This is a genomic window from Dyadobacter alkalitolerans DSM 23607, assembly GCF_000428845.1.
Taxonomy (GTDB): Bacteria; Bacteroidota; Bacteroidia; order Cytophagales; family Spirosomataceae; genus Dyadobacter; species Dyadobacter alkalitolerans.
The window spans coordinates 1-16,740 of the sequence record NZ_AUAS01000024.1 but is presented as its reverse complement, the minus strand read 5'-3'; the positions used below and the strand labels follow the sequence as shown (position 1 = coordinate 16,740).

The 16,740-nt window shown below is 39.7% G+C and carries 17 protein-coding genes; 6 read left to right on the top strand and 11 right to left on the bottom strand.

From position 1 onward, the window contains the following. The first annotated feature begins 110 nt into the window (after positions 1–110). The gene (locus G395_RS0125440; protein ID WP_026632622.1) at positions 111–3,200 is read left to right on the top strand and encodes a Tn3 family transposase; all 3,090 of its coding nucleotides are present in this window, start codon (positions 111–113) and stop codon (positions 3,198–3,200) included. Positions 3,201–3,334: 134 nt separating this feature from the next. After that, a complete protein-coding gene (locus G395_RS30445) occupies positions 3,335–4,042 on the top strand; it encodes a SprT-like domain-containing protein (RefSeq protein WP_051350401.1) in 708 nt (235 codons plus the stop codon). A 295-nt stretch (positions 4,043–4,337) separates the two neighbouring features. Here G395_RS30445 and G395_RS0125430 read toward each other — a convergent pair whose 3' ends face one another. After that, entirely contained in the window at positions 4,338–4,583 is a 246-nt protein-coding gene (locus tag G395_RS0125430) for a hypothetical protein (RefSeq protein WP_026632621.1), read from the bottom strand. 11 nt (positions 4,584–4,594) lie between these two features. Further along, positions 4,595–5,188, bottom strand: coding sequence for an AAA family ATPase (locus G395_RS0125425; RefSeq protein ID WP_026632620.1), 594 nt, complete (start codon positions 5,186–5,188; stop codon positions 4,595–4,597). Between the two features lie 517 nt (positions 5,189–5,705). Here G395_RS0125425 and G395_RS0125420 point away from each other — a divergent pair. Both G395_RS0125420 and G395_RS0125415 read left to right on the top strand, forming a co-directional pair. Then, positions 5,706–6,128 (top strand): hypothetical protein, encoded by a 423-nt coding sequence (locus tag G395_RS0125420; protein WP_026632619.1) that lies wholly within the window; start codon positions 5,706–5,708, stop codon positions 6,126–6,128. A 4-nt stretch (positions 6,129–6,132) separates the two neighbouring features. Further along, complete coding sequence (locus tag G395_RS0125415) at positions 6,133–6,849, top strand: hypothetical protein (protein WP_026632618.1); 717 nt, start codon at positions 6,133–6,135, stop codon at positions 6,847–6,849. Between the two features lie 126 nt (positions 6,850–6,975). Here G395_RS0125415 and G395_RS0125410 read toward each other — a convergent pair whose 3' ends face one another. From G395_RS0125410 to G395_RS0125365, 9 genes are all read right to left on the bottom strand, one after another. Beyond that, positions 6,976–7,587 carry a hypothetical protein gene (locus tag G395_RS0125410; protein ID WP_026632617.1) on the bottom strand — a complete coding sequence of 204 codons (612 nt, stop codon included), beginning with the start codon at positions 7,585–7,587 and terminating at the stop codon, positions 6,976–6,978. 671 nt (positions 7,588–8,258) lie between these two features. Continuing rightward, positions 8,259–9,179 (bottom strand): LuxR family transcriptional regulator, encoded by a 921-nt coding sequence (locus G395_RS0125400; protein ID WP_211237803.1) that lies wholly within the window; start codon positions 9,177–9,179, stop codon positions 8,259–8,261. 1 nt (position 9,180) lies between these two features. After that, positions 9,181–9,771: a GNAT family N-acetyltransferase gene (locus G395_RS0125395; protein WP_026632614.1), complete on the bottom strand. Its 591-nt coding sequence runs from the start codon at positions 9,769–9,771 to the stop codon at positions 9,181–9,183. Between the two features lie 266 nt (positions 9,772–10,037). Beyond that, positions 10,038–10,514, bottom strand: a complete 477-nt coding sequence (locus G395_RS0125390) for a hypothetical protein (protein ID WP_026632613.1) — start codon at positions 10,512–10,514, stop codon at positions 10,038–10,040. 239 nt (positions 10,515–10,753) lie between these two features. Then, a complete protein-coding gene (locus G395_RS0125385; protein ID WP_026632612.1) occupies positions 10,754–11,161 on the bottom strand; it encodes a hypothetical protein in 408 nt (135 codons plus the stop codon). Positions 11,162–11,194: 33 nt separating this feature from the next. Continuing rightward, positions 11,195–11,431 carry a hypothetical protein gene (locus tag G395_RS0125380; RefSeq protein ID WP_157486819.1) on the bottom strand — a complete coding sequence of 79 codons (237 nt, stop codon included), beginning with the start codon at positions 11,429–11,431 and terminating at the stop codon, positions 11,195–11,197. A 211-nt stretch (positions 11,432–11,642) separates the two neighbouring features. After that, positions 11,643–12,488 carry a hypothetical protein gene (locus tag G395_RS0125375; RefSeq protein WP_026632610.1) on the bottom strand — a complete coding sequence of 282 codons (846 nt, stop codon included), beginning with the start codon at positions 12,486–12,488 and terminating at the stop codon, positions 11,643–11,645. Between the two features lie 45 nt (positions 12,489–12,533). Beyond that, a complete protein-coding gene (locus G395_RS0125370) occupies positions 12,534–13,121 on the bottom strand; it encodes a recombinase family protein (protein ID WP_026632609.1) in 588 nt (195 codons plus the stop codon). 379 nt (positions 13,122–13,500) lie between these two features. Then, entirely contained in the window at positions 13,501–14,178 is a 678-nt protein-coding gene (locus G395_RS0125365; RefSeq protein WP_084439860.1) for a response regulator, read from the bottom strand. Between the two features lie 568 nt (positions 14,179–14,746). Here G395_RS0125365 and G395_RS31380 point away from each other — a divergent pair. Next, positions 14,747–15,466: a hypothetical protein gene (locus tag G395_RS31380; protein WP_157486818.1), complete on the top strand. Its 720-nt coding sequence runs from the start codon at positions 14,747–14,749 to the stop codon at positions 15,464–15,466. 84 nt (positions 15,467–15,550) lie between these two features. Next, positions 15,551–16,740 (top strand): DUF6923 family protein (locus G395_RS32845; protein ID WP_035362052.1); only part of this gene is annotated, 1,190 nt, incomplete at its 3' end.

Below are 16,740 nucleotides of genomic sequence, written 5' to 3'. Positions count from 1 at the left end.
CAAATATATTACATTTAGTTTAATTACATGGTAATATAAATAAGTAAATTGTAAGGAATATCCGGGTTTGGAGTTATGTAAAAATACGGTCGTTTTAATACATAGATGATATGGCAAGAAAAGAGTATCTGACACCGGAAGAGCGAACCAGGTTTGATAACCCGCCCCAACTCCTGACCGATCAAAAGGGATTGTTTCTCCAAATTCCGGAATGGGCAAGTATCTATCTGAAAACTTTGCAGACACCAACCACCCAAGTTGGGTTTCTATTGCAGCTGGGATATTTCCGTGTAGTTAGTCGCTTTTTTCTGTCTAACCGATTTATTCAGGCTGACATTAACTATATCGTCAGTGGAATAATGGTTGATCCTAATCAGATTGATTTTACAGATTATTTCAGAACCACCTATTTCCGTCATCAGGAAGAGATACTCAAGCAACTAGGCTATACAGGTTTTGATAAAGATGCTTCGCAGCTGATATCCCAGGAAATGAAAAGGCTGGTTTCGCTCCGGACCGAACCGGTTCTTATAATGGAATCAGTAATCACCTTTTTGGATGAACACCGTATCGAAATACCGCCATATGCCACACTAAGAACTTTACTTGAAAAGTCATTTAGGCAATTTGAGCAAGATTTGGAGGCAATTATGGTTCAGTATCTGCAACAGGAGGACAAAAATTTACTTGATTCGTTACTTGTGCAACATGATTCTTATCAAAAAGAAGAGAAAAAACATGTGAAAGTCCAGAGATATCAGCTTACATTTTTTAAAAGGATTACCCAGTCCATGCAGCCGTCCGTAATCAAAGGAAGAATAGACAATTTTGTCCGGCTGAAGGAAATGTACTTCCAACTTTTGCCCATCATCACCAGGCTTAATCTTCCGGAAGAAACAATAAAGTTTTATGCTGAATATGTGATTGATAACCAGATATTCCAGGTTGCCGACCGGGACAATACCCGCTACTTACTGCTGGTCTCATTCATAATCCACCAATACTACCAATTGGGTGACGCTCTTGTGCTCACTTTTAACCAGGCTGTTACCAGTGCCGTAAACGACTGTGAGAATAAAATCAAGGAAAGCCTGTTTGAAAACAGGATGAACACTTCACGTTTGGTGAGCTCCGTTTCTGTCCGGAGCGTTACGCATATTGATGTATTGAGCGAGGTTGAGCGCATTATCCATGATCAGGTAATGGAAGCAAGCCAGAAAGTAGAACTGATTGATGAGCTATTAAGAAAGCGGAAGGTTTCTTCACAGGTACTTTTGGAAGATCAGCAAAGGTTGAATAATTTGAAACTGGTAAATCAGCGGATCAGTGACCGGGAGGACTATTACCAGGCACTTGAAAAAGGGTCACTGCGTCTACAAATCCGCGTATCTGACTTAATTAAAGTCCTGGCATTTGATTTTGAGACATCCCAGAAACAATTGCTGGACGCCATTGATTATTTTCAAAAGAAAGATGGTAATATACAGCAGCACAATAGCGTACCGATTGATTTCTTATCTCTTGAAGAGAAACAACGCGTGATAACACCAGATGGAAAGATCAGGATATCACTTTATAAAATATTGTTGTTCAGAGAAATGCGCGACCATATCCGGGCTGGGGCTTTGAATGTTCGTTCCTCGTATTTGTACCGGTCCTTTGAAGAATACATGATTTCAAAACTACAATGGATTAGAGATAAGGATCTTCTTTTAAAACGGGCCTCACTAAGTCATCTGCAAAAGCCATCTGCAATTTTGTTAAAACTGAACGAAGAATTAAACTTCCAGTTAAAGCTTGTAAATCAACACATAGGTAATGGACAGAACCAACAGGTCTATGTTGATGCAGAAGGGCAATGGCATATGCACCGGTACAAACCTGACGAGAATGAAATTGAAGATCCACAGAATCTTTATCCGCAGAACAGGGCAGTATCATTGTTGGAGGTACTAACAACAATCGACCAGGTTAGTGGGTTTACCAAGGCTTTTCAACATAAAGGGATTGATTATTTACCAGCACGGCCAGCTGACAAAATTTTTTTTGCTTCCATTATCGGATTGGGCTGTAACATTGGTATCCCTAAAATGTCAATGATTTCCAAAAACATATCAGGCAGTGCATTACAGACGACTTCGGTTCAATATTTTTCACCTGATATGACTTTGAAGGCCAATGACCTGGTGGTTGAATTCAGCAACACATTGCCTCTGACGGATAAATTCCGAATCCATCCCGGCTTTATACATACGAGCAGTGACGGGCAAAAATATGATGTGTCCGTTGCATCGTTAAGAGCAGCGTGGTCATTTAAATATTTTGGCAATGGAAAAGGAGTAACCGTTTATTCCCATTTGGATGAAGCCGGCCAACTCTTTTATTCAACAGCATTCAGTTCATCGGATCATGAAGCACCGTATATGATTGACGGCCTGATGCATAACCGTGTGATCCAATCCGACGCACATTCGACAGATACAGGCGGGTTTTCTGAGATCATATTTGCTATTACTGCTTTGCTTGGAATCGCCTTCCGCCCCAGGCTTGCCAAAATCCATGAGCATAATTTGTTCTCGATTGATGCAGTCTCGACCTACCGGGACGTAGGATATCAGGTGAAGCCAGATTCAAAGATAAACTTTGAACTGATTATTGAGCACTGGGACGAGATTCTAAGGTTTATCACAACAAATAAAATAGGCTATTCAAAAGCATCAACCTTGATTAGAAGGCTAAACTCATATTCCCGACAACACCCCATTTATAAAGCGCTCAAAGAGCTTGGCAGGATTTACAAAACCCTTTATATACTTCAGTATATGGATCAGCCGGCTGTCCGCAAATCCGTTGAAAGGGTTTTGAGCAAAATTGAGAACAGTAATAAGTTTGCCAAAGCGATATCCCACGGCAACAATCAGCAGCTGATCGGAGCCACATATCGCGAACAGCTTACGGCAGAAGGCTGCAAAAGGTTGATCGCCAATTCAATTAACTGTTGGAACTTACTTCACTTATCAGGAAGTCTGGCAGAATGTAAGAAACCGGCAGACCGGGAGGTATTATTAAAAAACATACTGGCCACATCTACTCATAGCTGGGAACATATCAATATGCTTGGAGAATATGACTTTTCAGAAAAAGTAGATTTTCAAGCCTTCAATCTTGATGAAATCTTCAAAGATGGCGCTGAGATTTGAATACAGATGATCTACTCCCCGTCAATTTTGCTACGCGAAACCCGCGGTACTTTTGGTTCTAACTTTTAATTTAACCCATGTTGGAGATAAGGCAAAAAACGATTACATTGTAATGTACATTACAAATATGCACTATGAACGGGATCACACATTTACAGTTTAAGACGCTTGAAGAACTATTTGACTACTATAATGCTGAATTGTTCAATAGTCAGTTGCAGCCGTGTATCGTGAATCTATCCCGACACCGGAATGCAGCCGGATTCTTTATTTTCGAAAACTGGCAATCAGTAAAGAAAGGAGATAAAAAGCATGAAATTTCTATTAACCCGGATACGTTGTCGATGGGCGAAGAATATTGGCATTCTACACTTGTGCATGAAATGGTGCATCAGTGGCAGTATGAGTACGGCAAGCCATCCCGGTACAGCTATCACAATAAGGAGTTTGCTCAAAAGATGATCGAGGTGGGCTTACAGCCATCTTCCACCGGCAAGCCGGGGGGCGCTGAGATTGGTCAAAGCATTGATCATTATCAAATCGAGGGTGGCAAGTTCTTGAACGCGTTCAGAGAAATATCTACGGCCAGCCTCGAAGCGTTGAAACTCCCCTATCTGAATGCAAAGAAGGTTTATTACAATGCCGACGATTCAAGCGATGAAGAGACTGAACAGGAAGAGACAAAGGAGACAAAGGAAAAAACCAAATCAGGGAAAAAAATTAAATATACCTGTCCGTGCGGCTGCAAAGTCTGGGGCAAGTCTGGGCTAGAAATGTTTTGTAAAATTTGCCAAGCAGATTTTACCTGTGATCCTGACGATCTGTCGATAGGTTTGGATTAATTTAAACCGGCTCCTACCCTGATCCTGTTGAAATCGCAAAAAAAATGTCTACAAACATCGCCGCTGCAGGATCCTCATTTGCTTTCTAGGACATCATAAATGTCTACAATCGCAAATATCAAATATCAAATATCAAATATCAAATATAGAGATAATGCGTGGTATATAATTACATACTTATATAAATATATAAATGATCAAATATGTAATTATATAACCTAGTCTTACATAAATACATAAATATATAAATATATAGATATATAATTTTATTCTACATAAATATATATTTATATAATCAAGCATTTCTCTTTAGATATTCTTCAAGTGCTTCTATACCAATTTGTTTAATACTACTGTTTGTTCGAACCGCGTGCATTTTCAACTCATTAAACAAATGGGTAGGTATCCAGAAATTAAGGTGACTTTCGTCCTTTTCTTCTTTTGAAGCGACCGGCTTCACCTGCTGAATTGGCACTGTACTCGGTTTTTCCTTAATCATACCGGCTAGCTTAGACCGGTTTTCGTTATAATCTTTGTTCATCGCTTTAGCTTTTAAAGTAGTCCTAAAATTTCGCCTGCTAAATCCACCATTTCATTTTTCGCCTTATCATCTTCGCTATTAAACACTCCGGCGGTCATAGGAGAACGTGCGTAACTGACGCGCTGGTTAATGGTCGTTTTAAGCATTGGCAAAGTATATTGGTCTAATATTTCCTTTACTTCATCATTTAGATTTGTGCGAGTAAGCATATTCAAAACCACGCCGGCCTTCAATGATGGCTTTTTCTTCTTCGCATGATCGTACAAAGCAATGGTTCCCCTAACTGCAAGCGCATCTAAATAACCTGCCTTAGTTGGGATCAGCACAAAGTCGCTTAACAAAAATATGTCTTGTAACTTATCTGTCAGATAAGGGGGCGTGTCGATAATGACAACATCATAGGGTAGGGGTACCTTCTTTTCAATTTCAGACAAAGGAATAAGTTCAATGTCTTTTAGGAATGGGCTGATATCGGAGATCGAACCCTGCAAGTCTGTATCGGTGATTGCAACCTTCAAATCTTGACTGAGGCAATAAGCCAGGTTAAGTGCAAGAGTTGTTTTTCCTACACCTCCTTTTTGATGAGCTACTGAAATGACAATCATAGAAGCTGTATATATTTATATAATTATATACAAATATAATAAAAACAGATCAATTTCAAAGAAATCAAAACAAATACTTATATATCTACATAATTATATATTTATATAATAGGAACAAAAACAACCCATAGAAGATAAATTTAAAATGTGCGCGAAGCGACATAAGCCGCAAATGCGCGTTGGTTAGCCTTCGATAATCAAATGACTTTGTGTTTCAAGGAAAGGGGATCAAAACAACGTATGAAGAGCTGCGTACACAAATAGGGTAGGAGAGAAAAGAAAAATATATAAATATATATTTATATAGAAAGAGTGCCTTATCAATTGCTCGGAAAGTGCTGTCAGCTAGAAGTTAGTCGAAGCGCAAGAGTTCCGCGTAGCAAAGAAGGCGGCGTATCAATCAACTGTATTCAAATCTCAGAGCTATCTTTAAGGGTTCCATAATGATAGAAGGCTTGAAATTGCCATTTCCAAGCTGTAAAAATTATTTTGGCGATCCAGCTAACCTTGATTTAACATGTACGAGGATTATACCCGTCAGGCACTCCCATCAAAAGAATATAGAGAATTACTAGGCACTGCTATTTGTATCTTTAATTCAAATAATCAATTTATTATTGAGAATATTCTAGAAATAAATAATTCAAGCTACAATTGGCTTGATTTAACTGATCAAATGTCAGGGACTCTATTGAATTCAATAAAAGCAACAATAACTAATAAGTTTAATGAGGAAATTGCCGATATGTTTGATGCCTTAACTTTCAAAAGAAACAGAATAGTTCATGGTTTCCAAATCACAGAAAATGGTGAACAAATCTTGTGGACAAAAGAAAAAAAAACTCATATACAATATGCAATCACCTTAGCATATCTGAAAACCTTCATCAGAGAAAATGAACTTCTGTCTGATAAATTATACCATATTAGAAATAGCTAAGTAAATGACTTTACAAGATCAACATTCTAACAGGATATTCACAGAGTCTTTAACGCTGGAAGATATTCACTTTGTTAAAACGAATGTACCCAGAGAAGATTTAATTGGATGGCTAAAAGAAAACTTCGATTACGTTACTGGCTATCATGCCAGCAGGCCACATGATGTAGGTTCATATTATACCAATGGATTTTTGCCTAGTAATTTTACAAAAGCTGACAATGATTTCAAAAATATGCTGTCTGACGTTTCTTATGATGGCTCTTACGATCCAAAGCCTATTTTTAATGAGTTTCAGGACGACTCTAATAAGAAGATATATTTTTCAATGAATAAAGAAGATTTTCTTGATAGCGACACACACTATTTAATTTATGGCAGTGAACTTATATTCAACTTGGCACAAGATACACACCATTCTATAAAATACCACCTTAACAAAATTGGGATACCAACTATTTTTTACTGCAACATTCCAATTGAAGACATAGATTATAAGGACTTATTTGACCTGTATGATCGTATTGTCAAATCAGAAGGCAATTTGACAGAAAGGCTTTATTACATTACTCAAAATTACACTATTACTATCGATGATTATTTGAGCGGGAAAACGATTGTGAAGCATATTCATCCAACAACAAAATTGTTTGACTATCATACAAATAGATATTACAAAAACAGTCAAGAATTTTGTTCTATTTGCATTCCCAACTTGTGAAAATAAAAGGGAAAGCCAAACAACATGTCCGAATGAGCATCGACTTAAGCATTACCGAGACTAATCCCGGCGTTAGCTGCGCCAGGATTGTCTATAAATGGCTGAAAATTCGAAGAAGCAGCCAAGCTAGGCGCACGAAGACCAATAAACGGCTTTCTTATCCCAACAGCTCAAATAATGAAGGGCATCAATACGCATACCGTAATCGCCTATACGCAACCGGATCGGCGCATCAATAAATGAATCCTTAACTCCTATTGTCAATCCATGATTCGTTGCCTGATACGTTCGAATCTGCTTTATTTTCTGAATAACGACTAATCGGCCCTTCACGGTTATAATCTGGAAAAACTCGATATCCGCTTGATTGTTACAGGGCGACGAGTAAAATATGGCTCCTGGTTTGATTTCTCTTATATTTTTCTTAGTTGCCCTACTTTTACGAAGGTTCCTCGAAATTACTGTTTTCAGCACCTTATTAACAAAAGAGTAGTAGTAAGTATTCAGAGCATTCAAGCTCTCGAAACGTGTATTAACTACTGGCTTCGTTGCCCTTGTGCCCTTGAAAGCAATAAACAAGAAGATCGACTCCTCAATAAAAAAAGTATGGCCGTAGTTTTGAACAAAACGCGCTGATGGATAGAGTCGCTTATAATCCAGTAAAGACTTTTCAAAGGACGGCTTTATCGAGCTTTTTAACTGGATTGGAGCCAGTTCATTTCTAAATGCTGATAGCATATTTTTACAGATAAAGAGGTACAAAAAGTTTCAATTGAGCAAATGAGTGCTTACAATCCAGTGGAAACGGATTGGGTCAAAAATCAAACAACAGAGTACAAAATGTAGGAATAGAAAAGACCCTGTTGGGGACTATTCCGAAGCTCTACGCAAAGCGACCAGAGCCGCAAATAGGCCGCATGAATATTAAAATGTCTGGGAGAGCCTAACCAACGAAAGATTGTTACAAGCTGTTTGTTTGAACGAAAAATATTTGACAAAACAGCCTAAATATTCGGTTCTATAAATGCTTTCCTTTCGTCAAGAACAATAGCAAGTTTTAGCCAGGGTGGAAATCTGAGTTGACCAATTCCACCATTATCCGCGCGGGTCACTTGTGACCTCACATTAGATTCTGATAGCTTGGTAATCCTTGCAACATCATCGTTAGTTAAGCCATGACTGCTCTTCATTTGATTGTAGCGCGAATGCCAATTCGTGTCCATGATAGTAAATCGGTTGTCGTTAAGAATGATGCAAACAACCGGCGATAAAATGGTTTTGTCAATACGTATTTCAGTCAATTTTTACGTATTTATAACAAAAAAGAATGCGGATGCCGAATACGTAATTTCGTATCTGACATCCGTAAAAGTATTCTTTGTTATATTATTTATTAGATTTATTCTAATTCAGCCGAAATTCTTGGAAAACTCTTTTCGGCTGTTTACCTGCGCTTTTTTGTAGATTTTTTCAATGTGAGTCCTTACCGTCCCGGGACTTATAACAAGTATATCGGCAATTTCTTGATTCCTATGACCTTGAAGAATCAATATAGCGACCTCTTTTTCACGTGGGGAAAGTTTAATTTCATCTAATGAGTTTTCGATTTCAGGCGTTATCGGCGGAAGTTCACTGGACGGCTCCATATTGTTACCATTGATTGTACGTAACATCTGGTATTCCTCCCTAGACTGAATGATATGTTTTCTAAGAAATAAGATCGTAATAATGGCAAAGCCAGAGTTCGTCAATAGCACCTCTTTGACCTGAGATATTCGAAGGTATGCAAAGAAAGCTAATGAAGCATAAGGAATTACGGCTAGATAAACGGCAATCATTTCAAAATATTCTTTCCGTTCTATCTGTTCTTTTAGGCGAAACCGGATGCCATCTAAAATTAAGTACCCTAATACAATCCCGTAAATCGCTGGTATCGCTAATCCTACATTTATCGCTATGTCAATGTTTTTCGTTAGATAGAATGTTATGCCAAACAGCAAAAAGAATGGAAAATGTAAAAACACAAAAACTCCCTTTGTCGCATGCCATTTAATCTTTTCTATATTATATGCCTTATAAAAATAGAATGGAAAATAAGACGCCATAACAAACCCCGCTCCATAAGTCAGTATATATTGTGTGAGAATGGGAATAAAATCTATTTTTGGATCAGGAAACAAACCACTGGCTGTGTTTTTGCACATCAATAAGACGAGTAGAATCAAATAAAACAGCCTAGGTTTGTCCTGTGGTCTTGCAAGGAATAGTATTCCTTGAAAAATAAACATTACTAATTCAAAAATGATAAACAGTAATGTTATTACGTGCATGTCAGTGTTCCCTATCAGCATCAACCATACTTCTAATTAAATATAACTTATAACCAAAATCCAGAGTTCCGTACTCTCCTAAACCCGCATTTTTATAAAAAGGAAGGTTTCTAATTGTTGATGTCTCTAAGTAAATAGGCCGTTTCATAGCGGCTGCGTCGTTTCGAATTTCGCTTAGAAATTTGGTGCCAATACCTTTGCCTTGCTGTTGCGGGTTAACAGCAATGAACCATAGGTAATAAATTGGCGTTTGCGGGTAATTTTGGGAAATTGCCTTTTCTCGTGCCATCGCCTTAGAGACATTTCCAATACCTATTCCATTCAAAACAAGTTTTGCCTCCCATAGTAAACTTTGAAGCGTAGTTTTTTTGTTTTCAGGAAAAGAAATTAGCGCAATTGCATCGGAATTGTCCGAAATTAAAACCTTGCCAAATGCAAAACACGTCTCGAAAGAATAATCCATTAACGCCCGTACTCGATCTTTGTGCTTGTGGTCTTTTGGTATAAGATAGTTAACACTTTTATTATCTAAGAATGAATCAGTTAGAATATTCAATACTAAATCCTTATCACTTCTTTTTGCAACTCTCATTTGAAACCAGTTTTTAGTTAATAAATGAAAAAAATTGAATAGCTGAATTCTATATGTTATTCAACAGTTATGTCATTAAAATAATTTGATAAAGGAGTTTAAATTTCTATACAAAGATAAATATATGTTGGCACTTACCAACGTCGCAATTCTACTACAAAATCTATGTAAGCCTGCGGAGATTGAGAAAATAGGGTAGGTATATGATAAAAAAAGACAGGGTATATATTCCTGTCTCTTTTTACCATCCTATTTTAGTAAGTAGCCTAGACGGCGCTTTCTTGACCCGAGACTTTGGGTTTTCTGCCTCTTGGCTTGCCGGTGTATGGCGCTTTCGGTGTTGCTCCCTCTATCTCTAACTCATAACCAACCACTCCCTCAGAATAGTTGAATATCGAAACGGTAAAAATATGCTTCGACGCTTCGTAATCGATACCGCCACGTTTTAAAATGACTGACAACGGGATTCCTGAACCTCGCCCAACCTTTGCAAAGGCAAATGCTCCCTCTTTTTCGTCTGTAGGAATTAAGTAAAGCGATTTTATTTTTCTCTTGCCTTCGTCCGCTCCGATTTTGAAAAGAGCTGTTTCCGGCTCTATCCCAATTTCTTCAAGGGTGGCCTGCGGGAAAACAAGTTTCCCTGAGTCTGAAATATAACCGGATGGCTTGGCTTTCTCTGCCGCCTTTGAAACCTGCGGTATGTTTTCTTCCGGTGAGAAAAATTTAATTTGAGGTGTCTTCATTTGAAACGATTATTGGTGATAAATGTCTACATTTTTAGTGATCAGGGCGAGCTGCCGCAGATCCTGGAAGCAAATGAATGTCTACAAAATCTGAAAAGATCGTTGCAAATTACTTCAAGGTCTTCCTTGGTTTGTCTACAATAACAATAAAGGGATATTATTTCATAGGTTAAAGCCGCTAGTTTGCAAATATAAGAATAGCGAAATATTAAAAGCTATGACCAATAATAGGAGTGGTCTTAGGCGTTAATAAATATCTCAATTAGTTTACTACTCGGCCAGATGTTGATATCATTGATAAAACATATGTTCTCTTGTGTCTTTGGACTCATAAACCAGACCGATGGCTCGTCGTATTTTTCATCCTCTCTTGTCTTGATATTGGTACAGGCAATAAGTGCAGCGATTCCAAAATCATCAATGAATGCCGAAAATTCATTGAGATAGATAGGTTTCTCCTTTTCCCAGCTATCTAAAAATTCTTCAATCGTCTGCCAATTGGGCATATCACGCATGCTCCACATCTTGTTTTTAAAATGAACTGTTAAGTTCCATCCATTATTCAGACGTTTTGAAAGTTCGTTGATAACTTTCATTCGCTGATCATTGTCTAACTGATCTGTCATAACAATTTCATTATTACTCATACTATTTTGTTCCAAAAAAGATCGCTACAACTGTTAGTCCTGCGTCCTTATATACTTCGACTGGCTATATTGAAGGGTATCATTCCGAATGATAAAGGGCATAGCGCCTAATGCCGTTGAACCCTCATAATATTGGCCCTCACTCTGGTACTTCAAGGGCATGATGTCTCCTCGCCGGAATTTGGCAAATAGCCCCCCATTCTCTTCATAAATCTGGATGCTCGCTCTTCCTCTTGGTGATTGCCATTCCCCCAGGTACTTGCTTTTCACTGAGTCCTCCTGATTGGTACAGCTTATGACCGTTAAGAAAGTAAAAACACAAAAAACGGTTTTAATATTCATAGTGTCTTTTTCTCTCCTATTAATATTGGTTTCCATGATATATGTTCACTTATTGAAGTTGATTAAATGAAATTGCAACCGAAATTAAATGTAGGGAATATATAAATGCTAGTTTACGATTATTCACTCATTGAGTTGATCAATACTTTTGGTTAAGTTGATTAGTGATTATTTCAACCAGACACTCTGAATATGATGGCTCTTCAACTAGGCTGCATTCTACAAATAAAGCTGACATTATGTTATTACAGCATTCAACATTGTGATATTCTGTTCCTGAAACATGTTCGCAAAGGACATAGCTCGAATTACAAATATTACAAATTGACTTGGTTGCAATCCCGGCTACACTAAATCCTTTAAGCTTTTTCGACTTCACATCATCCCACGCTTGCTGATCGATGATAATGCTATCATCTATGTGCATACCAATTTCATTAATGGACATCTTTGCCCATCCGATAATCTTTGGACTATGTTGCCTGAAAATAGGTGTTGGTAAATGGTCGTGAGCTGATTTCTTTAAAAAAGACTCTCTGTAGGCTTCCTGCAAACCCTGAATCTCCGTCAACTTATTGGCAGCTTGAAGGGGTTCAATCACACCTCCATTCAGATTATACATGACTCCATTAAAATTTTCAATAAGTACAATATTACTAGCCACCGGCTCACCAACCGATTCTAAATTTTTACCTTTAAAAAAGGTTTTCTTATACCAATCTGATATTGTTGATAAAATAATTTCCTTAGGCAGCTCTTGCCAAAGAACTAGAATAATAGGCCATAAAAATTCAAGACTCGCAAACTCTCCTTTTCTGAATATATAGTCAACTGGCCGGTTGTCTAGAGGCAGAATATTCACCTTAAACCCTCTGGACTTCAATTCTTTAATTAAATGTACTTCTCCAAGATTAAGTACTTTTCTGTGTGGGAACCGGTACTCGTATGGATTGAATGATTTTATAGAGATAGTGTCATTTTTCATTTAATTTTCAAGATATATTTATTGCTATACTAGTTTCGATGTATTTCACTGTTTTTCCAACTGCCCTTGCTCGGCTGATTTCAGAATTTTGTAAAATGTAGTCTTTGATGGGATTTTATACGCTTTCATTATTTCCTCAATGGTTGCATTTTTCTTATCATACGTATCTTTTACAAAATACTTAATTGCCTCATACTTATTGACCAGTCCTCTAGGTCTACCTCCTGACCTGCCCCTAGTCCGGGCAGCAGTTAGACCAGCCTTGGTTCGTTCACGAAGAACGTTCCGTTCGTGCTCTGCCAACACACAGAAAATTTGTACTATTAATGTCCCGGTTGCGGTGGATGTATCGATAGGCTCAGTTAGTGACTTTAAATTAATTCCCTGTTTAGTTAGCTCCTCAATGAACTGTATCAATTGAACAGTAGTCCTGCCAAGTCGATCAAGTCTCCACACTACAAGTGTATCTCCACTCCGGGCATATTTTAACAACTCATTTAAGTTCGGCTTATCTGACCTTACACCTGATACCTTGTCAGTAAAAACTCTTTTTATTCCAGCTTTGGAAAAAGCGTCCAGTTGCAGATCGAGGTTCTGCTCCTGGGTACTTACTCTTGCATATCCGAATTCCATGATATTAGTACACGTTACTTAACTTTTATAAATATAATGTAATTTGTTTTCGTGTACAACGATTTTGTACTGTCCATTCGGCAAAAAGTCTAGTCTATTGTACAAGGCTTGCGTGTACAGGATAACGACCGTTTCTGAGTACCAGCAATGGTGTATATAAGTGATCAATGACTAGTCAATTTCTCTTGCGATCTTCCAGAAAACACAATTACTTTCTGTAATGAGTTTAGTTTTCCCATTTTTACAAATGCGCAAAACTCAGAAGATCCAACTGTATTAAAAAGACAGAAGGAGTCTCTTAGAACCTGATGGACGCCTTGGAAGATTAACGCTTGGGGGCAGGCTTATGCAGAAACAGCAATGGACGTTTCTTAGAATCTTACAACGGCCTATCTCCGGGACCCTCATGGAAATCCCCTTGGTCGTTTTCGTAATACACATCCATTTTCCGGGCAAGCTCTACCATATTGGTGACATTGAGCTTTTGATAGATTTTTGCCTTTTGCGTTCCGACGGTAGCAATGGATACATTAAATTCTTTGGCAATTTCTTTTAGCCATTTCCCTTTTAATAATAATGCAAGCACTTGTTTTTCGCGGGGGGACAGCGTGCGCATAGGGTCTACCGGCAGGGGCTGTCCACTTACTATGTTGGCTACCATTAATTTTTGCACCTGCTGGTTAACATACTTATTACCTTCCAACACCGTCTTGATAGCTTTTTTAGTTTCGTCTTCCGGGCTATGTTTATGTAGGAAACCGTCGGCACCACTTTGCATATAGATAGGAGCGTTAAAGAGCTCATCGCGGGCCGTACAAACCAGGATCTTGACACTGGGCTGGACGCGCTTAAAATGCTTGACCATTTCAACACCCTGCCCACCGGGAAGGCTCAGGTCCAGGATTATCAAATCCGCCCGCTGCTGGCTGTGCTTCTCAACGGCTTGCGGAAAGGAGTTGGCAAATAAAAGGCTTACATCCCCAATTACACTTTCGGCCAGGGCACCTATGCCAAAACAGACCATAGGATGGTCATCAACGATTAATATACTAGGCATAATCAGCACTCAATTTCATAAATCCATCGCTCCGAAGGTAAAGGTATATATCTCTACTGGTTAAAAGTGATGTAGAACTCAGCAAAAATTACATCATAATTTTACTATAAAATCAAGTTTTAGCGATTTGCGCAGGTTTTACTTGCTAACATCAAGCCTAAACCTCATTTGTACAAAAACAAGTAGGTAATGACCAGAAACGTTTGTAACCGTGTTTATAGTAGTTGAAAGTTGGATTTAAGAAAGGCCACTATTTCAGTTCTACAAAAAATCTAAATCAAAGCCATTGCGACATAATAATATTACTATATCGTCGAATTAGTTATTTATTTAGGTTTGTTAGTATCTTAGTCTAACGAGCTGTTAGCAGAACCTACGTCTTCTCTTAGCCTATGAAAGAACTTTACCACTCCCCTTAAAGTCCTGCTCCCCCAGTCCCACAGCATGTGGATGGCAGAAGGCCATCCAGATAATACAGCCGATAACACATTGGCTGAATAAATCTGTTATGACCTATAATTTCCCTTTAATCTCTTTTTCTATCTATTAATCAAACAAATAAAACAGTATGAAAACAACTCGACTATTTTCGGCAATCCTATTTTCAACGATGCTGGCAGCATCTTCTGTGACCTTCGGCCAGGTTAAGATAGGCACGAACCCTACCACGATTAGCCCTAATGCGAATCTGGAAGTAGAAGCAGCGAACAATCAAAAAGTAATTGTCGACAAAGCAATCGGTACAGTGCAAGTTGAGAACCTACCATCCGGTGCAATCACTGACAGCATTGTGACTGCGGATCCATCAGGCGTGTTGAGACAAATTGGACGTGACCGGCTGCTGCAGGTTCTGAATCTTTCAGGATCAGCCCAAATGATTGGAGGTTCGCAGGCGATAGCACAAGGGTCCAATCGGGTTAACTTTACCGCCGTAACATTTGATCAGGAGGGTGGTGCAGACCTGGCCGGCGATATCTTTACGGTGCAACGGGATGGCTTTTATACCGTTAATGCCGAAGTACGTGTGCAAATACCGCTGGCTGGCACGGCTGACGCAGACGGAAGCTTTAGCTTTTTTCTTCAGAAGATAGGCAGTGGGAACCTTGGATCATACAACTCTCCTTCAACAAACCGTGGCTTTTTTGCAGAAGGGCAGCTCACTGAACTGCTCCCTTGTGTTGCAGGCGACCGGTTCCAAATAGTCGTAATTCCGTGCTCCGGTTGTGGTGTAGGACAAAACGGCTATACCATCACAAATTCTTCTCTGACCCTTGTCAAGAACTTCTGATTCGATACTCGGTTGCAGATAGCAATAATACTAAAAGCCGCATTTAAATACGGCAATGTGATCCATTTAAATCAGACAATTTCTATGATCAAAAACATACTTCAAAGCCCGCCATGGGCCAGCAGCCATAGATGGCAACGTCTACTTCTGTTGGCTGGACTGGTCGGCATCTACTCGATGGCCTTTGCTCAACAAGGCGGCCAGGGCAATACCACTATCTTCGGTGGCGCCCAGATGAGCTTTTTCAGCAACTATAATTTCACAACGGGCGGCGGGGGTGCGCAGCCGGGGGTGATCCTGACTGAACGCGCATCCAATAACTTCGGTATCCTGAACTTTATTGGCAGCAACCTTGCAGCCACCGGGGCTTCGGACCAGGGCTATGTCGACGGGTATGTCCGCAAGTACGGCACAGGCCAGTTTGTTTTCCCTGTGGGTGATAACGGCAACCTGGGGCAGTTTGCCGCTTCGGGCGACGGGACCATGGGCGCTTACTACCATGCCAATGCCAGCACAGCTGTAACCAGTAACCTTTTCACTGGATCGGATTACCCTGTCCTGCCTTTAGGCGGCCCTTTCCCGACAACCAGCATGGGCGCCGGCGTTGATGCTGTCAGCACGGTAGAGTACTGGGACATTGATGGGAGCACAGCAACACCCATCAGCCTTACCTGGGATGCGGCCAGCGGCATTGCCGGTTTGACCGGAAACGATCTGGCTAATCTGACCATTGTTGGCTGGGACGGGACTAAGTGGGTAGCAATCCCATCAACCATTGATGCAACATCCGTACTCGGTGGGGCCAGCGACCTGAATGCTGGTTCTATCACAACCAGCGCAGCCATTGCACCAAATACGTATACAGCCTACACTTTTGGATCGGCCGAAGAAATTGTTGTCCAGCCTGCTTTTACCTGTTCGCCGGCAAGTTATATTATTACGAACCGCAACATCGGAGGAAACAACGTTTCTGACATTTTCACGCTGGATCTTTCCTCAGGAACAGCCACACTTGCCAAGGCTCCCCTGATCGACGGACCAAATGCCTTTGTGAACGCAGTTGGCTATAATACTGTGGATAACTACATCTGGGGCTTCCGCTACAATACCAATGAGCTGGTACGCATCGGCAGCGACTGGTCAGTTCAGACTTTCCCGGTTACAGGCTTTCCTTCACCGGTACCAGGCTTTGCAACAGGGGATGTAGGTCCCGATGGCATTCTGTACCTGTATGCAGCCGGCAGCAGCTCAATTACAAAAGTTGACCTGAACCC

Bases quoted from the DNA above. Each gene is read 5' to 3' on its own strand.
- G395_RS0125440 (WP_026632622.1), top strand. From the start codon at position 111: ATGGCAAGAAAAGAGTATCTGACACCGGAAGAGCGAACCAGGTTTGAT.
- G395_RS30445 (WP_051350401.1), top strand. From the start codon at position 3,335: ATGAACGGGATCACACATTTACAGTTTAAGACGCTTGAAGAACTATTT.
- G395_RS0125430 (WP_026632621.1), bottom strand. From the start codon at position 4,583: ATGAACAAAGATTATAACGAAAACCGGTCTAAGCTAGCCGGTATGATT.
- G395_RS0125425 (WP_026632620.1), bottom strand. From the start codon at position 5,188: ATGATTGTCATTTCAGTAGCTCATCAAAAAGGAGGTGTAGGAAAAACA.
- G395_RS0125420 (WP_026632619.1), top strand. From the start codon at position 5,706: ATGTACGAGGATTATACCCGTCAGGCACTCCCATCAAAAGAATATAGA.
- G395_RS0125415 (WP_026632618.1), top strand. From the start codon at position 6,133: ATGACTTTACAAGATCAACATTCTAACAGGATATTCACAGAGTCTTTA.
- G395_RS0125410 (WP_026632617.1), bottom strand. From the start codon at position 7,587: ATGCTATCAGCATTTAGAAATGAACTGGCTCCAATCCAGTTAAAAAGC.
- G395_RS0125400 (WP_211237803.1), bottom strand. From the start codon at position 9,179: ATGCACGTAATAACATTACTGTTTATCATTTTTGAATTAGTAATGTTT.
- G395_RS0125395 (WP_026632614.1), bottom strand. From the start codon at position 9,771: ATGAGAGTTGCAAAAAGAAGTGATAAGGATTTAGTATTGAATATTCTA.
- G395_RS0125390 (WP_026632613.1), bottom strand. From the start codon at position 10,514: ATGAAGACACCTCAAATTAAATTTTTCTCACCGGAAGAAAACATACCG.
- G395_RS0125385 (WP_026632612.1), bottom strand. From the start codon at position 11,161: ATGAGTAATAATGAAATTGTTATGACAGATCAGTTAGACAATGATCAG.
- G395_RS0125375 (WP_026632610.1), bottom strand. From the start codon at position 12,488: ATGAAAAATGACACTATCTCTATAAAATCATTCAATCCATACGAGTAC.
- G395_RS0125370 (WP_026632609.1), bottom strand. From the start codon at position 13,121: ATGGAATTCGGATATGCAAGAGTAAGTACCCAGGAGCAGAACCTCGAT.
- G395_RS0125365 (WP_084439860.1), bottom strand. From the start codon at position 14,178: ATGCCTAGTATATTAATCGTTGATGACCATCCTATGGTCTGTTTTGGC.
- G395_RS31380 (WP_157486818.1), top strand. From the start codon at position 14,747: ATGAAAACAACTCGACTATTTTCGGCAATCCTATTTTCAACGATGCTG.